Source organism: Marinobacterium sp. BA1, from assembly GCF_041155135.1.
In the GTDB taxonomy this organism is placed as follows: Bacteria; Pseudomonadota; Gammaproteobacteria; order Pseudomonadales; family Balneatricaceae; genus Marinobacterium; species Marinobacterium iners.
Window position 1 is genome coordinate 433,354 of record NZ_BAAFHC010000001.1, and the last position, 21,161, is coordinate 454,514.

15 protein-coding genes and 1 tRNA gene are annotated in these 21,161 nt (G+C 55.9%); 9 read left to right on the top strand and 7 right to left on the bottom strand.

The genetic code is table 11. The features are described 5' to 3' along the window. Positions 1–71: 71 nt before the first annotated feature. Together ACAM29_RS02030 and ACAM29_RS02035 are read right to left on the bottom strand one after the other, a co-directional pair. Entirely contained in the window at positions 72–1,265 is a 1,194-nt protein-coding gene (locus ACAM29_RS02030) for an amino acid aminotransferase (protein ID WP_206834945.1), read from the bottom strand. Beyond that, on the bottom strand, positions 1,258–4,776 hold the full coding sequence (locus ACAM29_RS02035; RefSeq protein ID WP_369623034.1) for an indolepyruvate ferredoxin oxidoreductase family protein: 3,519 nt from the start codon (positions 4,774–4,776) through the stop codon (positions 1,258–1,260). The genes ACAM29_RS02030 and ACAM29_RS02035 overlap by 8 nt, the downstream gene beginning before the upstream one ends. Before the next feature lie 211 nt (positions 4,777–4,987). On the opposite strand from ACAM29_RS02035, the gene ACAM29_RS02040 reads away from it, so the two are divergent. Beyond that, complete coding sequence (locus ACAM29_RS02040) at positions 4,988–5,455, top strand: Lrp/AsnC family transcriptional regulator (RefSeq protein ID WP_369623035.1); 468 nt, start codon at positions 4,988–4,990, stop codon at positions 5,453–5,455. 129 nt (positions 5,456–5,584) lie between these two features. Beyond that, positions 5,585–8,440, top strand: a complete 2,856-nt coding sequence (locus ACAM29_RS02045) for an EAL domain-containing protein (RefSeq protein ID WP_369623036.1) — start codon at positions 5,585–5,587, stop codon at positions 8,438–8,440. A 21-nt stretch (positions 8,441–8,461) separates the two neighbouring features. Here the strand turns inward: ACAM29_RS02045 and corA are convergent, their stop codons facing one another. Continuing rightward, positions 8,462–9,406, bottom strand: coding sequence for a magnesium/cobalt transporter CorA (corA, locus tag ACAM29_RS02050; RefSeq protein ID WP_091826647.1), 945 nt, complete (start codon positions 9,404–9,406; stop codon positions 8,462–8,464). A 13-nt stretch (positions 9,407–9,419) separates the two neighbouring features. Then, positions 9,420–10,400 (bottom strand): calcium/sodium antiporter, encoded by a 981-nt coding sequence (locus ACAM29_RS02055; protein ID WP_206834935.1) that lies wholly within the window; start codon positions 10,398–10,400, stop codon positions 9,420–9,422. 207 nt (positions 10,401–10,607) lie between these two features. On the opposite strand from ACAM29_RS02055, the gene ACAM29_RS02060 reads away from it, so the two are divergent. Continuing rightward, positions 10,608–10,695 (top strand) — tRNA-Ser (locus tag ACAM29_RS02060). A 206-nt stretch (positions 10,696–10,901) separates the two neighbouring features. Here the strand turns inward: ACAM29_RS02060 and bfr (ACAM29_RS02065) are convergent. Both bfr (ACAM29_RS02065) and bfr (ACAM29_RS02070) read right to left on the bottom strand, forming a co-directional pair. Further along, entirely contained in the window at positions 10,902–11,369 is a 468-nt protein-coding gene (gene bfr, locus ACAM29_RS02065; protein ID WP_091826643.1) for a bacterioferritin, read from the bottom strand. A gap of 2 nt (positions 11,370–11,371) precedes the next feature. After that, the gene (bfr, locus tag ACAM29_RS02070; RefSeq protein WP_091826641.1) at positions 11,372–11,845 is read right to left on the bottom strand and encodes a bacterioferritin; all 474 of its coding nucleotides are present in this window, start codon (positions 11,843–11,845) and stop codon (positions 11,372–11,374) included. Positions 11,846–12,057: 212 nt separating this feature from the next. On the opposite strand from bfr (ACAM29_RS02070), the gene ACAM29_RS02075 reads away from it, so the two are divergent. From ACAM29_RS02075 to ACAM29_RS02090, 4 genes are all read left to right on the top strand, one after another. Then, the gene (locus tag ACAM29_RS02075; RefSeq protein WP_175527641.1) at positions 12,058–12,231 is read left to right on the top strand and encodes a hypothetical protein; all 174 of its coding nucleotides are present in this window, start codon (positions 12,058–12,060) and stop codon (positions 12,229–12,231) included. 303 nt (positions 12,232–12,534) lie between these two features. Continuing rightward, positions 12,535–12,960 carry a YccF domain-containing protein gene (locus ACAM29_RS02080; RefSeq protein WP_242529982.1) on the top strand — a complete coding sequence of 142 codons (426 nt, stop codon included), beginning with the start codon at positions 12,535–12,537 and terminating at the stop codon, positions 12,958–12,960. A 96-nt stretch (positions 12,961–13,056) separates the two neighbouring features. Beyond that, positions 13,057–14,100: an efflux RND transporter periplasmic adaptor subunit gene (locus tag ACAM29_RS02085; protein WP_369623037.1), complete on the top strand. Its 1,044-nt coding sequence runs from the start codon at positions 13,057–13,059 to the stop codon at positions 14,098–14,100. Then, complete coding sequence (locus ACAM29_RS02090; RefSeq protein WP_369623038.1) at positions 14,097–17,132, top strand: efflux RND transporter permease subunit; 3,036 nt, start codon at positions 14,097–14,099, stop codon at positions 17,130–17,132. The genes ACAM29_RS02085 and ACAM29_RS02090 overlap by 4 nt, the downstream gene beginning before the upstream one ends. A 176-nt stretch (positions 17,133–17,308) precedes the next feature. Here the strand turns inward: ACAM29_RS02090 and ACAM29_RS02095 are convergent, their stop codons facing one another. Beyond that, a complete protein-coding gene (locus tag ACAM29_RS02095) occupies positions 17,309–18,181 on the bottom strand; it encodes an IPTL-CTERM sorting domain-containing protein (protein WP_369623039.1) in 873 nt (290 codons plus the stop codon). Between the two features lie 420 nt (positions 18,182–18,601). Here ACAM29_RS02095 and ACAM29_RS02100 point away from each other — a divergent pair, with 420 nt between their 5' ends. Continuing rightward, the gene (locus ACAM29_RS02100) at positions 18,602–19,639 is read left to right on the top strand and encodes an AraC family transcriptional regulator (protein ID WP_369623040.1); all 1,038 of its coding nucleotides are present in this window, start codon (positions 18,602–18,604) and stop codon (positions 19,637–19,639) included. A gap of 128 nt (positions 19,640–19,767) precedes the next feature. Beyond that, a complete protein-coding gene (gene glnT / locus ACAM29_RS02105; RefSeq protein WP_369623041.1) occupies positions 19,768–21,150 on the top strand; it encodes a type III glutamate--ammonia ligase in 1,383 nt (460 codons plus the stop codon). Positions 21,151–21,161: the final 11 nt, after the last annotated feature.

Consider the following 21,161-nt stretch of genomic DNA (forward strand, 5'->3'; position numbering starts at 1 on the left):
TTGTTATCGGTCAGAGGCCGGTGCTGACTGAAAGGCCCCGCTGTTGTTGCAGCGAGGCCTGGTAAAACAAATTAGGCTGTGCGTCCACTTACCTCCCTGATCGCTTCGCTGACGCGGGGCAGGGTGGTGGCGGACAGACCGGCAATATTGATCCGACTGGAATCCAGCATGTAGATGCCAAACTCCTCGCGCAGGATCTGAACCTGTTGTGGCGTAATCCCCAGGAAGGAGAACATGCCGCGCTGCCGTTCGATAAAGCTGAAGTCACCTGCCGGGGCCAGTGCCTTGCTGAAGGCGGCGCGCAGATCCAGGATGCGATCACACATCGCGCCCAGTTCTGTTTGCCACTGGTGTGCCAGCTCGGGTGAGTCGAGGATCAGCTCGACCACCGCTGCGCCATGCGAAGGCGGCATGGAGTAGTGCGACCGGATCGCACTCAGCAGCTGACTGGCCGCCGCCTTGCCCTGTGCGGGCGTGGCGGCAATCAGCATCAGGGCACCGGTACGTTCCCGGTACAGGCCAAAGTTCTTGGAGCAGGACGAGGCCACGATCACCTCAGGCAGCCGCTCTGCCATCAGGCGAACGCCTTGTGCGTCCTGTTCCAGCCCTTCACCCAGGCCCTGATAGGCCATATCGATAAACGGCAGCAGTCCCTTGCGCTCGATCAGGTCCGTGATAGCGGCCCACTGATCGGCGTCCAGATCTGCGCCGGACGGATTATGACAGCAGCCGTGCAGGAGCACCACATCGCCGCTATCGGCTTGCTCCAGGCACGAGATCATGGCATCGAAATCGACACTTAAGGTGGTGCGGTCCAGATAGGGATATTCGCGAATAGTCAGGCCAGCCCCGCCCAGCAGCGGTATATGGTTGGCCCAGGTTGGGGTGCTGACCCAGACAGTGGTGTCCGGTCGGCACAATTTGAGAAACTCGGCCGCCATCCGCAGGGCGCCACAGCCACCGGGTGTCTGTACCACGGTCGCGCGGCCATCACGCAGAGCGTTATGGCCAGCCCCCAGCATCAGCTGACCGATCAGCTGATTGAAGCCTTCGGAACCTGCCGGGCCGATGTAGGCCTTGGTGGTTTCCGTTCCGAGCAGACGCCGTTCGGCAGCCTGTACAGCAGTCATGATCGGTGTTTGACCGGCCTCGTCCCGGTACACGCCCACTCCAAGGTCTACCTTGTCGGTTCTCGGGTCTTCACGAAAGGCCTTCATCAGCCCCAGAATCGGGTCCTGTGGCAGGGTTTTCAGCTGTTCAAACATGGGCTTCCTCCTCGGTTTTGGCCAGCTTGATCAGCGTAGCCTGTCCGGTCTCGAATGCTTTCATCAGCAGCGTGCGCTTCTGGGCGACACCCTCGGCTGCCTGCTCGCGCACGGGGCCGTAGCCGCGGATTTCGGACGGCAGTTCTGCCAGCTCAAGGGCAAAACTGTAGTTGGATGCGTTCAGCTCCTTGGCAAAACGGCCAAGCAGCTCTCTGTATTCCGCCAGCAGGGCACGATCCAGCTTGCGATCGGCGGAAAAACGGAAGGGGTCGAACGCTGTGTTACGAAGCCCCTTCAAAGGTGCGAGAACGTTCATGGCTCTCAGCATCCACGGACCGAACTGGCGTTTTGCTGGACGACCACGAGCATCCTTCTTCCGGCTCAGCAGTGGGGGTGCCAGGTGGAAGTGGATACGGTAGTCGCCATCAAAGGTCTGCTCGATCTCTCGCAGGAAATCGGTTTGGGTGAACAGTCGTGCAACTTCATACTCGTCCTTGTACGACATCAGCCGGAACAGCTGCTGGGCCACGCTGCGGGTAAGGGGCAGATCTGTCTGTCCCAGCGCCGTTTCGGCCAGGCGGACCTGTTCAACCTGTACACGATACTGTTCGGCCCAGTCGGCGTTCTGGTACGCCGTCAGGTGTTTCATGCGACGCTCGATCAATTGCTCCAGCGTCTCTTTTTCAGGCGTGATCGTCTTTTCGCGGGCTTCTTCACTGAGCAGCGACATTACGTAGTCACGATCAGTTACCGCCAGACGTCCCCAGCCAAATGCCTGTTTGTTGCGCTCGATCGCCACGCCATTGAGTTCGATGGCCCGCATCAGGGCGTCCAGTGATACAGGCACCAAGCCTTTCTGCCAGGCGAAGCCAAGCATCATCACGTTAGAGAACACGGTATCGCCCAGCAGTTTTTCGGCGATCAGGTTGGCATTCAGTTGATCGAAAGCGTCCTGACCCACGGCATCCTGCAGCAGCTTCAGTCGCTTGTCGGCCTGCATGTCGGCATCGCGGTAGAGCACGTAGTCGGCAGTGGCCAGCTCGGCTTCATTGGCGACGATGCGGGTGTGGTTCGGGCGCAGCACGTTCAGCGCTTTCTGCGAGGTGGCCACGACCATGTCGCAGGCGACCATGGCATCGGCCTGACCGTTCTCGATCCGCACCTGATGCAGATTGTCCGGTGAGGGTGCCAGGCGCACATAGCTCAGCACGGTGCCGCCTTTCTGGGCAAAGCCCATGAAGTCGAGTACCGAGGCGCCCTTGGATTCCAGATGGGCCGCCATGGTGATCAGCTGGCCCACAGTGACCACACCGGTGCCGCCGACGCCGCCGACCAGCAGGTCATAGCTGCCTTGCAGTGCGGGAACGGTGGGCTGAGAGATGTTATGCAGGCGCTGCTCCAGCTCGGCGCCCAGATCCAGTCCCTTCGACTTGCGCAGCTGGCCGCCTTCGATGGTCACGAAGCTCGGGCAAAAACCGGTGACGCAGGAGAAGTCCTTGTTGCAGGAGGACTGGTCGATCTTGCGCTTGCGGCCCAGTTCGGTCTCGCGCGGAATCACGGACAGGCAGTTGGATTGAGTGGAACAGTCGCCACAGCCTTCACAGACGTGATGGTTGATGACGGCACGCTTGGCCGGGTCCGGGAACTGGCCACGCTTGCGGCGACGGCGTTTCTCGGCGGCACAGGTTTGATCGTAGATCAGCACGGTACAGCCCGGAATCTCGCGCAGCTCGCGCTGTACGGCATCCAGCTCGGAACGGTCGTGGAAGGTCACGCCCTGCGGGAACAGGGACTCATGGCCCTTGTATTTTTCCGGCTCGTCGCTCAGGACGACCACGCGTTTGGCACCTTCGGCCGATACCTGCTTGGCGATGGCGTCCACAGTGATCTGGCCGTCTACCGGCTGACCGCCGGTCATGGCGACGGCGTCGTTGAACAGGATCTTGTAGGTGATGTTGATCCCGGCCGCAATCGCCTGACGGATCGCCATGGAACCGGAGTGGAAGTAGGTGCCTTCGCCCAGGTTCTGGAATACGTGCGGGTTGCCGGTGTAACGGCTCTTGCCGATCCAGTTGACGCCTTCACCGCCCATCTGAATCAGGGATTCGGTGTCGCGTCCCATCCAGGAGGCCATGAAGTGACAACCGATACCGGCCAGCGCCTTGCTGCCTTCGGGCACCTTGGTAGAGGAGTTGTGCGGACAGCCGGAGCAGAAGTACGGCATGCGGCGCACGCCACCCGGGTCGGTAATGCCCAGCGAGCAGTTGATCTGCTCCAGTCCGTTGCTGAACTTCACACCGAAAAAGCGATCCAGACGGGCAGCCAGATAGCCGGCCAATAGTTTCGGGCTCAGTTCGCCCACATAGGGAATCAGCGGCTCGCCGTTCTGATCCTGCTTGCCGGTGATCAGCACTTCACCCGGGCGGTCGGGCTCGGACATGTACTCCTTGATCTGGCTTTCGATGATGCCGCGCTTCTCTTCGATCACCAGCACCTCTTCCTTGCCGTGAACGAAATCGAGAATGCCCTTGCGCTCCAGAGGCCAGACCATACCGATCTTGTAAATATCGAGACCGAGCGTTTTGGCACGTGCTGCATCGATACCCAGCAGCTGCAGCGCTTCCATCAGATCCAGATATGCCTTGCCGGTGGTCACGATACCGAAGCGCGCATTGTCGGTGTTGAAGATGCGACGGTCGATGGGATTGGCGCGTGCAAAGGCCTGAACTGCTGCCATCTTGTGCTCGATGCGGGTTTCCAGCTGAGGCCCGGGCAGGTCCGGCCAACGGTAGTGCAGACCATCCGCCGGCGGTGTGAAATCGGTTGGGGTCACAAAGGCTGGCAGCGGCTTGAGTTCGACAGAGGCCGCACTTTCGACGGTTTCGGAGATCGCCTTGAAACCCACCCAGCAGCCGCTGAAGCGCGACAGGGCGTAGCCCCAGAGACCAAACTCCATATATTCGGAAAGGTTGGCCGGATTGATAGTCGGCATGAACCAGGCCATGAACGCTACATCGGACTGGTGCGGCATGGAGGAGGATACACAGCCGTGGTCATCACCGGCGACGACCAGTACGCCGCCATGGGGCGAGCTGCCGTAGGTGGTGCCGTGCTTGAGTGCATCCCCGGCGCGATCGACGCCCGGACCCTTGCCATACCAAAGACCGAAGACGCCTTCGACCTGCTTGTCGGCATCAGTCTCGACCTGCTGGCTGCCGAGAATAATGGTGGCCGCCAGATCTTCGTTGATGGCGGGTACGAAATCGATGCGGTGTTCATCCAACAGCTTTTTGGTCTGCCAGAGTGCCTGGTCGTAGGCGCCCAGCGGTGAGCCACGATATCCGCTGATCAGGCCAGCGGTGTTGAGGCCGTTCTGCCTGTCGAGGCGTGCCTGCATCAGCGGAATGCGGACCAGCGCCTGAGTGCCGGTGAGAAACACGCGACCGGTGTCGCGCAGATAGCGATCCTCGAGACGATAGTCATCGAGCGTGGGGGCATCATTGACAGACATACCCGGTACCTCTCTGTGTTGGATCTTGTTGTTATCGGTGGTTAACGCCGGATGGCAGAGCGGATAACCCCGTTTTCATGAAGTGAAATTGTAGGGAGAAGGCGGGTAAAGGTGCTTGCTATTTGAACAGGGGTTTCAACAAATATTAAAAAATTATTTCGCTAAACGTATATTTAAGAAATAATCTTTGAAAAAAATAGAGTGTTACCAAATGAAACAGGTTGAATTGGACAGTTTTGATCGCCGGATACTCGATCATCTGCAACAGGATGGGCGCATCAGTAACCAGCAATTGGCTGAGCAGGTAGGGTTATCACCAGCGGCCTGCTGGCGCCGGGTGAGAGCTCTGGAAGAGAAGGGCGCCATTGAAAGCTATGCGGCGAGACTTAATCCACAGGTCTTGGGGCAGGCGCTGAGTGTGTTTGCACTGGTTTCGCTGCAGCGACACAACATCGACAGTACGGCTGAATTTGAGCAACAGGTGATGACCTATCCCGAGGTACTGCAGTGCTTTGCCGTAACCGGTAATGCTGATTTTGTGCTGCGAGTAGTGGTACCGGACATGCCTTCGTATGATCGTTTTCTGAATGAAAAGATCTTTACACTTCAAGGCATTGCCCAAGTACACTCCAATTTTGCCTTGCGTGAGATCAAGAACACTCAGAATCTTCCGCTTTAGCCATGTTGCGGGTTTGCTACTGTGTAGACTCAATGTTATAAAACATGAAATTTCAATAACTTCTCAGCAGGCGGCAGGGAGCTGAATCTGTACTGAGTTTGCCCAGATGTAGATGGGCCAGATGAAACCATGCCCCTGACGATTGATTCAAAAACGCTTCCACGCTATCAGACCCGTGCCTTCATCGGTACCGTGCTTGTACTCATGCTGCTGGTGTCGGCCTTCTTTGTGATGACGGCTTGGCAGAATGGCCATGAACGGCTGCGCCAGCAACGCCTTTCGCTGCAGCAAAGCAGTCAGGAAAAGCTGCGTCAGGAAGTGGATGCCACTCTCGATTACATCAATTTTACTCGCCAGCAAACCGAAGCTGTTCTGCGTGACAATATCCAGGCTCAGGTACGTCAGGCGATGCAGTTGGCCCAGTCGATCTATGACATGGAAATTCAGCTGCATGGCGATGGTGCAAAGGAGCAGGTTGGCGAACTGATCCGTGAAGCACTGCGCGATCTGCGCTTCTTCGATGGGCGAGGCTATATTTTCATCGACACGCTTGAAGGTGAATGCATACTGCTGCCGATCAGTCCTGACATTGAAGGCAAATCCCTGCTCGATAACCAGGATGATACCGGTCACTACATCATGCGTGGGTTGATTGAGGCAGTGCAGAACCCGAATCAGGCCGGTTTTTCGCGCTATCGCTGGTATGCACCGGATTACCCGGATGAAATGCGGGAAAAAATCGCTTATGTGGAACTGTTTGAACCGCTTGATTGGATTATCGGCACCGGCGATTACCTTTACCAGGTCGAGAACGATCTCAAACAGCAGGCACTGAATCGACTTGAGGCGCTGACGTTTGGAGATGAGGGCTACATCGCGGTATTGCATAAAAATGGACAGGTGCTGCTTTCGCCAACGCGCCCCGGCTCATCCGGAAAGCTGGTGAGTCAACTCGACTCTGAACACCGCAAGATGGTTAACTGGCTGCTTGAACAGGCAACGCCCGAGGGGCGCTTTGTTGAGTATGACTGGTACAAACCGGGTGCTGAAGGAATTCACCATAAACTGTCGCTGGTGCAGGACGTCCCCGAGAGGGACTGGGTGCTCATTGCCGGGATTTATCAAGAAAGCATGGACGAAGTGCTGGCAATGCAAAAAGCCAAGCTGGAGCAGGAACTGCAGAATGATCTGCAGTGGCTGATTCTGGTCCTGTTGTTTGCCATGGCGGCCGCCATTCTGGTCGCCTGGATTATTTCACGCTGGCTGCGTACGTTGATGCGCCGTTACCAGCAGGAGATCGACCAGCGTCAGGTTGAGCTTGAGCGTACGGCGGATGAATTGAAACTGTCGGCGCAGGTGTTTGAGTCAGCCAGTGAGGGGGCCATGATCAGCGATGCCGACAACCGCATCATGGCGGTCAACCCTGCCTTCACTCGTATTACAGGCTATCCGGAAGCAGATGTGGTGGGTAAAACGCCGGCGTTATTGGCTTCCGGACGCCACAGTTCGGCTTTCTTCGAGCGGATGTGGCAGACCTTGCAGGAACAGGGTAGATGGCAGGGTGAGGTATGGAACCGACGACGCAGTGGCGAGATATACCCACAATGGCTGTCGATCAGCCTGGTTCGGGATGAGGCGGGTGCGGTGCGCAATCATGTCGCCATGCTGACCGACATGACTGAGCGAAAGGAGGCAGAAGACCAACTGCGTTACCTCTCTGACTTCGACCCGCTCACGGACTTGCCCAACCGTCGCCTGTTGCGTGATCGTACCATTCAGGCAATTGCTCGTGCACGCAGACGCCATGAGCAGGCTGCACTGCTGATTATTGACCTGGATCGGTTCAAGAACATCAACGACTCGCTGGGTCACGGCAGTGGTGACACGGTACTCAAGATTATTGCGAGCCGGCTTTCCGAGCAGGCGCGTGATAGTGACACCATCAGTCGCTTGGGGGGGGACGAATTCGTAATCCTGCTGCCGGATCTGGGTGAACAGGCTGACCTATCAGGCCTGGCTTCACGCTACCTGCAACTGATCGCGGAGCCTTTACAGGTTGAAGATCATACGATGGTCACCACAGCCAGTATCGGTTTGGCACTTTATCCCGGTGATGGTGAAGATTTTGATACGTTGTTCAAGAATGCTGATACGGCGCTGTATCACGCCAAAGGGCAGGGGCGTAACAACTTCCAGTTCTTCACTGAGGCGATGAACCAGCAGGTCTCCGAACGTCTGTTGATGGAAACGCGATTACGAGATGCGCTGGGCCGTGATGAGCTTGAGCTCTACTATCAGCCGCAATATGACGTTTCCAGCAACTGCCTCACTGGCTGTGAAGCCTTGCTGCGGTGGAACAGTAGCCAGGGTTTGGTGATGCCGGATCGTTTTATTCCGCTGGCGGAAGAGACTGGTCTGATCATTCCAATTGGTGCCTGGGTGCTGCAGCAGGCCTGCAACCAGGCGCGTGAATGGGATCGTATCCATGGCAAGCCGCTGAGCATGGCGGTGAATGTGTCAGCAGTACAGTTCCGACCTGAGCTGGTTGACGAGGTGAAGGCTGCGTTGTCAGAAAGCGGCTTCCCGGCCGATCAATTGGTGCTTGAAGTCACTGAAAGTGTGCTGATGAGTGATGTTGAAGGTTCAGTCAGTCTTCTGCATCAGCTGCGTGAACTGGGCGTTCGTATCGCGCTGGATGATTTTGGTACCGGTTACGCAAGTCTGGCCTACCTGAAACGGTTTGCACTGGACAAGCTCAAGATCGATCGAACCTTCATTATGGGCATCCCGGACGATGAGGATGATGTGGCGATCACCTCATCCATTATCGATATTGCGCGCCATCTGCGGCTGAAAACAGTAGCGGAGGGTGTCGAGACCGAAGCGCACTGTGAGTTCCTGCGCCGAGCAGGTTGCCATATTGCGCAAGGCTACTTTTACGCCCGTCCGTTGCCCGCCAGTGAGTTTGAGCTGAAGCTGAAATGAAGGGGGGCTGAAGCGGTGGCTTCAGAGCCAGCCCTTGTGCTTGAAAAAAAGGTAGGGCGAGATGGCTGAAATGATCATCAGCCCCAACGCCATCGGATAGCCGAAAACCCACTCCAGCTCCGGCATCATCTCAAAGTTCATGCCGTAAACAGTGCCTACCAGTGTGGGGGGCAGAAACACCACCGCCGCAATGGAAAAGATCTTGATGATCTGGTTCTGGCGGATGTTGATAAAACCCTGGGCAGCATTCATCAGGAAGTTTATTTTCTCGAACACGAAGGTGGCATGCGCCATTAGCGTGTCCAGGTCTCGCAGAATCTCGCGGAAGGTTTTGACCTCACGTTTCTGGTCGCGGATGTGTCGCAGCAGAAACGAGGTCGAGCGCTGCGTGTCCATCAAACAGAGACGAATCTGGCCGTTGCTGTCCTCCAGCTTGGCCAGCCGATCCAATTGGTCACCAAGCTCCGCGTCTCGGTTCTCCAGTACTTCGACGCTGAGCTGTTCCAGGTCCCGATGCAGGTCTTCAAGCTGGTCAGCCAGGTTGTCCACCTTCTGCTCAAACAGTGCGGTCAGGATCTGCAGTGGGGACGTGGCTTCAACCCATCCGCGCCGTGCTCGCAGGCGGGTCAGACGAAAGTCAGGCAGCTCAACGTCACGGGTGCTGATCAAACGCTCCGGTTGCAGGGTGAATGCCACCGTTGCCGTTTTGAAGCGCCCCTCGCTCTGGTACAGAAAAAGGGAATGGACATGCAGATCATTGCCCTCGACAAAGTAGCGTGCGCTGGACTCTATCTCTTCGACCTCATCTGCATCCGGCAAGCTCTCCGGAAACAACTGCTCCACATTGGCGCGCTCGACTTCATCCGCATCTTGCAGGTCAATCCAGCTGGCAGTGGTCAATCCATCACTGGCCAGCTGTTCCTGCTCACGCAGCTTGCCGTGTTCTAGCGTGAATGTGCGGATCATCTGTGTCTCCCTGTCAGGCCTGTGTGGCGATTACACCGAAGATCAGCCATGTGGTATAGCCAGCAAAGACCGCTACCAGCAAGCCACCTTCAATGCGATTGATTCGGCCCTTGCCTCTGAAACCATAGCCCAGAATAAACAACGACAGTGTCAGGCCCGCCATTACGACCCAGTCTCGGGTAAGGACTTCAGGGCTGAATGACATCGGGTGAATGGCGCCGGCAATACCAACAACCGCCAGGGTGTTGAACATGTTCGAGCCGATTACATTGCCCAAAGCCAGGTCATGTTCGTTCTTGCGTACAGCGATAATAGAGGACGCCAGCTCCGGCAGGGAGGTGCCGATTGCCACTACAGTCAAACCAATAATCAGATCACTGACGCCAAGCGCACTGGCAATGTCCACAGCGCCCCACACCAGGACTCTGGAACTCACGATCAGCAATACCAGCCCCAGCAGCAGCCAGAAGATGGCTTTTCCCAGTGTCATGGCTGGCTCGCTTTCCAGTTCATGTTCCATATCGTTGCCGAGGGTGTCGCCTCGCTGGCGTATGCCTTGCATGACTGACCAGCCCATCATGGCAAAGAACACAATCAGCAGTACCACTGCTTCAGCGCGCGTAATCTGTCCATCGAGCAACTGGTAACCCGCGAGAAAAGTGAACACGGTCAGCAGCGGCAGCTCTTTGCGCAAAATCTGGGAATGAACCGCAATAGGGCTGAGCAGGGCGGTCAGACCCAGAATAAGTGCGATATTGGCAATATTGGAGCCATAGCCGTTCCCCAGTGCCAGGTTAGGGTTGCCCTGGACCGAAGCAAAAGCCGAAACGACCATTTCGGGAGCAGAGGTACCAAAACCTATGATTACCATGCCGATGAGTAAAGGTGGCATCCCGGCAAAACGCGCGGTTGCTGCCGCTCCGTCAATAAAACGGTCAGCACTCCACACCAGTAGAGCCAGACCCCCAACCACGGCCAAAATTGGCATTAACATCTGTAACAGAACTCCCTGAATAGTCGAACGGTTTGTGCAATAGCGGCATGATACCCCGCCAAATGGCCCACGTCTTGGTCTGGATACAGGCACCGACAAAAAAAGTAGGGCCAGATGTTGTGCTTTGAAATCAGTCTGCTAGAATGCGCACCTCAATTGATGAGGCGGTCGCCATGACAGCCAAAAACAGCATCAATTGCACAATGCGGTCAGGTGTCCGAGTGGCTGAAGGAGCACGCCTGGAAAGTGTGTATACGGCAACGTATCGAGGGTTCGAATCCCTCCCTGACCGCCATTTCCCATGTTTAAACTCAAGCAGATCAGCATCGTTGAATCAATACAGGGTCTCTTGTTGATTGGCAGTGCCTGTTGGACGGTTCTGAAGAGCCTCGGTGGACTCACCGAGACTTATAATGCTAGCTCCCTCTTCGATCACATGCTGTGGGCCGGATGTTAAAACAGAGGGGATGACCGACCGCGCTTGGAGGTCGGTCCCCAAAATTACATCTGTGACTGCAGGTAGTTCTGCAGGCCAACACGGTTGATTAGCCCCAGCTGCTTTTCTAGCCAGTAGGCATGGTCTTCCTCGGTATCGGCCAGTTGCTGACGCAGCATTTCTCGGGTCTGGTAATCCTGTTCCTGTTCACACAGCGCAATGACCTGTTTAAGGTTATGCACCACCTGATATTCGGTGTTCAGGTCATTCTGCAGCATTTCCGGGACGGTTTTGCCGACATGAATGGGCTCACGTGTTACCAGGTCCGGTGTGCCACCCAGGAACAATATGCGCTCAATCATCAATTTGGCGTGACCCTTTTCATCATCAAACTCGTGCGCGATGCGCTCATAGAGCTTGTTGAACCCCCAGTCGGCATACATTTCCGAATGGATAAAATACTGATCCATGGCGGCCAGTTCGCCGGCCAGTAGCTTGTTCAGTGCGTCAATGACATTTTGCTTGCCTTGCATAATCAATCCTCCTCAATGGCCGATTGCAGGTAGTTCTGAATACCTACCTCTCGGATCAGATGCTGCTGGGTTTCAATCCAGTCCAGGTGTTCCTCTTCTTCTTCCAGAATGTCGACCAGCAGCTTGCGGCTGACATAATCACCACCGGCTTCGCACTGGGCGATCACATCACGCAGCAGCGCAATCTGGTCAGTCTCAAGGCTCAGGTCCCCCTGCAGCATCTCTTCGGTATCTTCACCGATGCGCAGGCGCTCCAGGTGCTGCAGGTTGGGTAGCCCTTCCAGAAACAGAATGCGCTCAATCAACCGGTCGGCCTGCTTCATGTCAAGAATCGATTTCTTGTAGGCCTTGTGGTTCAGTCGTTCCAGCCCCCAGTTCCTGAAAATGCGAGCATGCAGGAAATACTGGTTGATGGATGTAAGCTCAAGCGTCAGTACCCTGTTCAGTTGCTGCACCAGCGTATCGTCATGCTTCATCATTGTCTCCCTGAGATCGGATGCCTTTGCTGGCCCCGATGATTTGAATGCGGTTGCACGTTTAAGCTGGTCAACAGTTTAGCAAAGATGTGAATAGGTCTGCCTCTGGTTAAGGCAGTTTGACCCTGCCTCTGTCAGCTGCTATGGTTTGCTTTGTATATACATATGATTGTCAGTCGATAGTCGCTGCAGGCAGCTTTGGGAGGCTTTTAATGAGCGGTAAAAAGAAAAGCAGACCCAAAAACAGCCAGCTGGTTATCCGGATCAATAATGAAGATCGCGATCAGTTTGTCGCGCTTTGTGATGAACTGGATACCAGTGCAGCACGTGAAATTCGACGTTTTATTCGCAGCTTCGTAGCCGAACATGCTTCGCTACAGAAATAGTCTGCTCATTAGATGGAGAGAACGACCATGGCGAACAAAGTAAAGACCAAAGCTGTTAAGAAAGAGATCAAGGCACGCAAGGCCAAAATTGCCAAGCACGAAGGCAAGCTGAAAGGTCTGAAAAAACTGCTCAAGAAAGCCAAGTAATCTCTGGCTTACCAGTAAAAAGCCGGGCCCCGTGAGGGGCTCGGCTTTTTTGTATGTATCAAGGGAGAGAACATCCCTTGTCTTGCCTCTCGCTCTACTGGATAAATAGTGGAACAATGGCTCGAACTTTATTTGCATATGTGAGGGATCATTCAAATGCTGCGTGTACTGGGTAATATTCTCTGGTTCGTGTTGGGTGGTGTGCTGATGGGGTTGGCCTGGTGGCTGGCCGGCTTGCTGGCGTTAATCACCATTGTGGGTATCCCTTGGGCGCGTTCATGCTTCGTAATAGGCAGTTTTGCCTTTTTCCCGTTCGGCAAGGAACCGGTCAACCGTCGCGACTTGACGGGTCGTGACGATATTGGCACTGGGGTTTTGGGGCTGATTGGCAACATCATCTGGTTCATTTTCGCCGGTATATGGCTGGCAATTGGTCATTTAATGTCGGCACTGGCCTGCTTTATCACCATCATTGGTATTCCTTTCGGCATTCAGCACCTCAAACTGGCGATGATTGCGCTGGCTCCGGTGGGGCAGACAGTGGTCCGCAGTGATACTCGTTTCAACACCCCGCTTGAGTAACCAGCCAGTATTCAATACGTTGCGAATATATATTTGTTATCTCTAATATTTTACGATTGGGTCAACTGAATCGACGCGACCATCGGGTATATTGCCATGCGACTGACACTTCCTCTGATTCTGCTTTCTCTGCTGCTGGTCGGGTGCAGCGGTGACAAATCCGCTTCGCCAGAGACAACACCGGCTCCCTTGGTCAGAACAGTGGCAGTGCAGAGTCATGACAGTGCGTGGGTGAAATTGTCGGGTACGGTCAAGGGACGTCACGAAATCCCTGTCTCGTTTCAGGTCCCCGGTCGCATTCTGGAACGCCATGTCGATGCTGGGCAGCGAGTGGTAGCCGGGCAGCTGCTGTTTCAGCTTGATACACGCGACCTGATGGCAACGGTTCGAGTGGCGGAAGCCGAAGTCAAAACCGCTGAAGCGGCTTTGGCGATTGCCCGCAGCGAGTTAAAGCGTCAACAGCAATTGGTTGAACGTGATTTTGTAAGCCGGCAGACACTGGATCGTTTTGAGCTGGCTTTGCGTGAAGCGGAAAGCCATCGTGATGCCGCACTGGCGGTGCTGGCACAGGCACACAACGGCCTTGGTTACGCCAAACTTGCAGCTGACAGGTCGGGTGTGCTGACCGAGGTCAGTGCAGAGCCGGGCCAGGTGGTGGCCGTGGGGCAGCCATTGGCGGTGTTGGTTGAAGATGGTCCACTGGAGGTTGAGGTATATCTTGCCGAAGGTGTGCGTCCCCCCGAAGGTGGCAAGCTGCAACTGGAAGACAGGATGCTACCACTGAGCTTACGTGAGGTTGCCGGTGCGGCGGACCCGCAAAGCCGCAGTTGGCGTGCGCGTTACCGCATTGAACAGCCTTCTGACGCCCTGAGCCTGGGTACGGTGGTGCAGGTACTGCTGAACCAGGATCAGCAGGGTGTCACGCTGAGTGTGCCGCTGGGGGCGTTGGATGAGCGCAGCGGCGGCCCGCAGGTGTGGCAGGTGTTGGAGGGCAAGGCACAGCCTGTTCCGGTTGAGGTTCTGTCACTGGAAAGCGAGCAGGCCAGAATTCGCGCTTCACTGGCCGAGGGCAGCCGCATTATTGCCTTGGGCACCCATCTGTTGACGCCGGGAATGGATGTGAGGGAGCAGGCACAATGAGCTTTCCCAACCTCTCGGCGCTTGCGGTACGTGAGCGCTCCGTCACGCTGTTTTTCATCATTCTGTCCGTGTGTGCCGGTGTGTATGCATTCCTTTCACTGGGGCGGGCTGAAGATCCGGCCTTCACCGTTCGCGTGATGGTGGTGTCGGTGGTTTGGCCCGGAGCAACCCCGCAAGAGCTGCAGAATCAGGTCGTTGATCGACTGGAGAAGCGCATCCAGGAAGTGGAATATCTGAACAAGGTTGAAACCACTGTACGTCCGGGGCGTGCGGATCTGCAGGTGGAGTTTGAAGATTTTTCGCCCAGCGAGGTGGTACCCGATCTGTTTTATGAAGTGCGCAAGCGGATGCAGGATGAGGCCGCCAGCCTGCCTGCCGGTGTGATCGGCCCCATTGTGAATGATGATTTTTCGGATGTGTACTTCTCGCTGATCGCCCTGACGGCCCCGGGCATGCCGATGCGCGAACTGACACGTGAAGCCGAGTCGATTCGTGATCGTTTGCAGCGTCTGCCGGGTCTGCAAAAGGCGCTGGTGCTGGGTGAACGCCCTGAGCGTGTATATATCGAATTTGACATGAATCGGCTCAACAATCTTGGCCTGACCCCAGAGCAGATATTTGCTGCCATCGAAGCCAGCAACAGGATGGTGGCCTCGGGGTTTGTGGATCTGGACGGTCCGCGAGCCTATCTACGCATTGAGGCGGACCTGGCCGACCCTGAACAGTTGGCGGCGGTGCCGCTGAGAGTAGGAGGGCAGCTCATCAAGCTGTCTGACTTGGCTGAAGTGCGACGGGGATATGAAGATCCACCGAGCTATCTGGTACGTGCCAATGGTAAGGACGCCATTTTGCTGGGTGTCGTGATGCAATCCGGTCAGAACGGGCTCGAATTTGGTGGGCGTCTTGAAGCCTTCATTGCAGACGAGCAGTCGCGCTTGCCTCTGGGCATGTCGTTGCAGATGCTGACCAACCAGACCGAGGCGATCAGTCAGGCGGTTAACCTGTTTCAGGTCAAGTTTCTGGTCGCGGTTCTGGTGGTGATGGCAGTGAGCATTCTGGCGATCGGTTTTCGTGCCGGCCTTGTGGTCGGGATCGCAATTCCGGTCACCATCGGCCTGACGTTCCTGCTGATGAAAATGGCCGGCATCAATCTTGACCGCATCACATTGGGGGCGTTGATCATCGCACTGGGACTGCTGGTGGATGATGCGATCATCGCGATCGAGATGATGATCGTGAAGATGGAGGAAGGCTGGGACCGCGTACAGGCAGCCAGCCATGCCTGGAATGTCACGGCGGCACCGATGCTGTTTGGCACCCTGGTTACGGTGGTGGGGTTTGTGCCGATCGGGTTTGCCCAGTCCGGCGTGGGCGAGTATGCGGGCAATATTTTTTGGGTGCTGGCATTCGCGCTGTTGATCTCCTGGCTAGTCGCAGTGACCTTTACGCCCTATCTGGGTGTAAAGCTGCTGCCGGACTATCATCAGCACACCTCCGGTGATCTGTATCAAACGGCACTGTATCGTCGCCTGCGTGCCTTGATTGGCGCCTGTGTGCGCTTTCGCAAGACGGTGGTGGCCGCAACGATAGGCGTGCTTGTACTGAGTGTGATCGGCATGGCTACACAGGTACAGAAGCAGTTCTTCCCCAGTTCGGACCGCCCGGAGGTACTGGTTTCAGTCTACCTGCCACAGGGCAGTGCCATTGGCGCGACAGATGCAACCGTGCGCAAGCTGGAAGCGATTCTGTCACAGATGGAAGAAGTCAAAAGCCTTTCGGCCTATGTGGGAGCCGGTGCCCCTCGGTTCTTTATTTCGGCCAATCCCGAACAGCCTGACCCTGCCTTCGCCAAAATCATTGCCATTGGAGAGGATGCCGCGGCCCGTGATCGCATTATGGCTGAGCTGGATCGGCATATTGTCGCGGGTGAATGTTCCGAGGCGCGGGTGCGGGTGACACGACTGCTGTTTGGTCCGCCCGTGGTCTGGCCTGTCAGCTTCCGCGTTATGGGGCCCGATGCCAATGAGTTGCGACGTATTGCACATCAGATACGTGAACGGATGGAAGCACATCCCAATACCGTGATCCCGCATCTGGAGTGGGACGAGCGGGCACCGAGTTACCATCTGAATATGGACGCTGAACGCCTGCGCCTGATGGGGCTGACGCCGAACGAGGTGGCGAGGCAGCTTCAGTTGCAGCTGAACGGACTTGCTGTCACTGAGGTGCGGCAGGATATCCGCAGTGTGCAGGTGGTGGCGCGCAGTGCGCGTGACGGTGTTCTGCTGCCGGAGGCGCTCGAAATCAAGACTGCAGAAGGCCGAAAATTGTCGCTGCAGCAGCTGGGTGAGCTTGAAATCCGCTATGAAGATCCGGTGATCAAACGCTACAACCGGGAGCCTTTCCTGGCGGTACAGGCGGATGTGCAGGGGGCACAGGCACCGGATGTGACTCAGGCCATCTGGCAGCAGATGGCACAGCTGCGGGCCGGGCTGCCACCGGGCTATCACATTGACATTGGCGGTTCTGTTGAGCAGTCCGGCAAGGCGGATGCGTCCATTCAGAAGCTGCAGCCGGTGATGCTGGCACTGATGCTGATCTTCATCATGCTGCAGATGCGCTCATTCTCGGGCACTTTCATGGTGGTGGCTACGGCTCCGCTTGGGCTGGTGGGAGCCGTGGCAGCACTGCTCCTGTTCCAGCAGCCATTTGGCTTTACGGCGCTGCTGGGTCTGATCGGCCTTGGGGGGATTCTGATGCGCAACACCATGATTCTGACCCAGCAGGTGCAGGACAATTTCGACACCGGCATGGCGGTGCGTGACGCCGTCATTGAAGCAGCGGTGCAGCGGGCACGCCCCGTGATTCTGACAGCGCTGGCTGCAATGCTGGCCTTCATCCCGCTGACGCTGGATCTGTTCTGGGGGCCTCTGGCCTATGTACTGATCGGTGGCGTGGCGGTGGGTACGCTGATAACCCTGCTGTTTGTACCTGCGTTGTACGCGCTCTGGTTCAAGGTCAGCAAGACCTGATACGGCTGAATGCTGCCGACATTACGCGACAGACAATTTGACCAATAGTGCGCCAGGGTTCCGGCTGCACAGTTGCTGTGACTGGTCCGAGAGCACTCGATCTTTCAGTGAGGGGCTACACGACGGGACAAAAGCCCGGCAGATGTGCTGCCGGGCTTCATGGTTGCACTGGTCTATTACGCCTTGGTCTTGCGCATTCCAAACATGCCAAACAGGCCAAGCAGGCCACTCAGAGCGAGTATGCCGAAAAGGGGCAAGGTCGGAACAGGTGTTACTTGTGCTGGTGCTGGCGGTGGCGTGGCCACATCGTTATCAAGGGCCACGCCATTGATATCACTCAAATTCTGTCCGGAATAACTGAGATCAGCGCTGACAGCCGGGTCTACCACCACGGTAAATGGCTGATCACCGTCTATGTTCGTATCATCAGCTGCTGTTACATTGAACGTTGCCGCGTAGCCATTACCGGCGGTAAGGATTACCGTTGCGGGCGTCACCGTTGCTTCGGCCCCGGCGATACTTACATCAATAGAGATATTATTTGTGGGCGCTCCAGTCACCGATACGGTTACAGTCTGCGATGTTCCCTCGGTTAGATAAAATGCGCCGCCACTGGCAGGGTCCATGACAATGGTATTGATGCCTTCGATGTTTCGATTGGTGGCGCTAACGTTCGGAGAGGGTGCGCCGTTGAATGAAGCGGTACCTCCTGCCGCGGTCGTAGTATGCCCAATCGTATACATGACGTCACCATCATTGCCGTCGCCTGATGCACCGGGCGTAACGGTGATCGTTTGTGGCACGTCCCAGTTGGCATCTGTGAACAAGACTGCGCCACTGACCGTCCCCTCAGTCACGTCGCCGCTCGATGGTGTTACAGTGACAGTCTCGCCAGCGCTGGGCGCTTGATCCAAAACCACAAAGTAGGTGACCGCTGAGCCGTCTTCGTTGGTCAGCAGGGTAGTAGGTTCTATGTTGACCTGTATTGCGGCAGTTGCCTGGGTGGCAAGCAGCAAGGCAGCCCCAAATACTGGAAGGCGGTTATACATGGTTATTATCTCCAAAAAGGGGCTTGATTTTGCATAGTCATCGACGGGCGTGGTTCGGCTTGCTAAACAACACCGCAGCCGTAACCTGATTTTGAGCTTAATAGATGGAGGTGATCATCGCAACATGCAATCTTTAAGCTTGGCTGGTGCTGAAGAGATCACCGAGTATGGCAGCTGGAACTTCTGGCTGGCGACTTGTCAGGCATAATCGGTTTGTCCTTTTTATTGGTGCTGCGCCAGCCCCTCGTTGGCACGCCCTGATTTGTGGCAGGGTGCTCAGGCGTGCCCCACCTGGGAGCGGAACCGGACGGTTTTATGTTGTCATGGGATCAGGTGCGGTGCCTGTTACCGGATTATGCTCTGTAGTGGCCTGCTTGTTGCATCCGTTCTGTGTACGAATCACAGATCAGGGTCTGCATCATGTTGTTGAATACCAAACGAGGCCCTGCCAGCAACCATGTACCCTCTAGTGTGCTGGCATCCGTCACGCTGGGATTGGAAGAGTTCATTGAGGCACAGGGCGGACACAGTGCAGAAGTTCTGGCACGCTCTGGCTTGAAATCCGGCCTCTATGAGAAGCCTAATCGCCACATTCCACTGAAACATTATTGTAACTCCATGCATGAGGCTGCGCGCTCTACCCATAACGAGCACTTTGGGCTCTGGTTCGGTGAGCAGTTCGACCCTGAAGGGCTGGGGCTGTTCGGTTTTCATGCGATCACCTCGCCAGACTTGCGGGCGGCGATCCACAGTATGCAGGAGTACTTTCCGGTATTTCAGCGTAACAGTCTGCTTCAAATGACAGTCAGCAATGGCATCTGCCAGCTTGAATATCGTCTGTTGGATGGCGATATCATGGACCGGCGCCAAGACGCCGAATTGACAGTAGGCATGCTCAATAATGTACTGCGCCGTGCCATGGGTGATCAGTGGTCACCGCTCGAAGTACACTTTCAACATCCGGCACTGGTTGATGCGGGGCAGCATCGTGAAGCGTTTCAGTGTGATATTCGGTTTCGGCAAGAGAGCAATTTGATCCTGTTCCGTGAGTCCTGTCTGAATCAGCCGATGCCTGATGCCAATGCAATGCTGAACAATGTTACCCGTGGCTCCATTCTGGAGTTGGCTGGTGTGGTGCAACAGAATCTGAGTACGGTGCAGCGCACCAAGAGTGAAATTATCGAGCTGTTGCCCAGTGGAGAGGTCAGCCTGGATCGGGTCGCCAGCCGGCTCAACCTGTCATCGCGCACGCTGCAACGTCTGCTGTCAGCGGAACAACAGTCGTTCAAGGGGGTTATCGATGAAGTGCGTGAGGAGCTGGCCATTTGTTACCTTGGCTATGAGCGCCTCAGCATTTCCGAAGTGGCCTACCGTCTGGGTTACTCTGAGGTCAGCGCGTTCACCCGTGCCTTCATCCGCTGGAAAAACATGAGTCCCAGTGACTGGCGGGTGCGGTAATTTCCCTCTTTGATATCCGGTGCCAACGAAATGGCGCCAGAAGTCAAAACTTCAGTTTCTGCAGTCAACTGCTTTTCCCACCCCCTCTGAGACACTGAAACCGTCCAACATCTACGAGGATGGTTTCCATGTCACAGATGCCAAATGTTCTGCCTTCTGTATGGGTTTGCCCACCAGAGAACGCGCTTGAAGAAGCCTGTCTTTTTCTGGAGCGTCATAACGTCAAATATATATTGGCTCAGTTTGTCGACCTGCATGGCGGCATCAAGAGCAAAGCGGTTCCTGTCCATTGCCTGAAAGGTCTGTCTGAAACCGGTGCAGGTTTTGCCGGTGGTGCAATTCTCGGTTTCGATATGACACCGCAAGACCCTGAATTCATGATGGTCGCTGACCTGTCCACGTTGGCATTGTTGCCCTGGTTGCCCGGTTACGCCTGTATTCGTGGTACCGGTATGGTTGGCGATGCGCCTTATCCGCTGGACCCGCGCAATGTATTGGCGGCACAGGCCGCACGCTTGAAAGCGCGTGGCCTGCGTTTCATGACCGGTCTTGAACCGGAGTTCTATCTGCTCAAGCGAGATCAGGAGGGCAGAGTGGTTCCGTTTGATTCCACTGATACCCTCGACAGGCCAACGTATGACTATCAAGGGTTGACTCGCAACGCCGCATTCCTTGAAGGGCTGTACGACGCGCTGACGGTGATAGGGCTTGATGTCTATCAGATTGACCATGAGGATGCCAACGGCCAGTTTGAGCTCAACTTTAAATACGATGAAGCGTTGCAGTCGGCGGACAACATGCAGTTCTTCAAAATGGCGGCGAAAGAGGTTGCCAATGATTTGGGGGCGATTTGCAGTTTCCTGCCCAAGCTATCCGCCACCACCACCGGTAATGGCATGCACGTACATTGCTCGCTGGTGGATGAAGCCGACAATAACATTTTCCATGATGCTAATGATCCCAGCGGCATGGGGCTATCGAAAACGGCCTATCAGTTCATCGCCGGTGTCATGGAACACGCGCCAGCACTGGCTGCATTGCTGTGTCCGTCGGTCAACTCATACAAGCGCCTGATCACGGGCACACCGCAAAGCCCAAGCTGGGCACCCGTTTTCATCGCGTATGGCGATAACAACCGCTCCGCCATGCTGCGTATTCCCTATGGTCGGATTGAAGTGCGTATCGGCGATAGCAGCATGAACCCCTACCTGGCTACGGCTGCCATCATAGCGGCCGGTTTGGATGGGATTGATCGTGAGCTTGAGGCCCCAGAAGCTCATTCCATCAACTTCTACGACCTGACTCCCGAGCAGGTAGATGAACTTGGTGTTGCCCGCTTGCCTGAAAACCTGAATGAAGCCTTGAAAGCACTGGCTGAAGATACCTTTCTTGCCGAAGCGTTGGGCGAACGTCTGATCGACAGTTTCCTGCGATTGAAGCGGCAAGAGTGGCATGAATACCATCGCGCCGTTTCCGAGTGGGAAATCAACCGCTATCTGACTTTTTACTGATTGGAGCATCC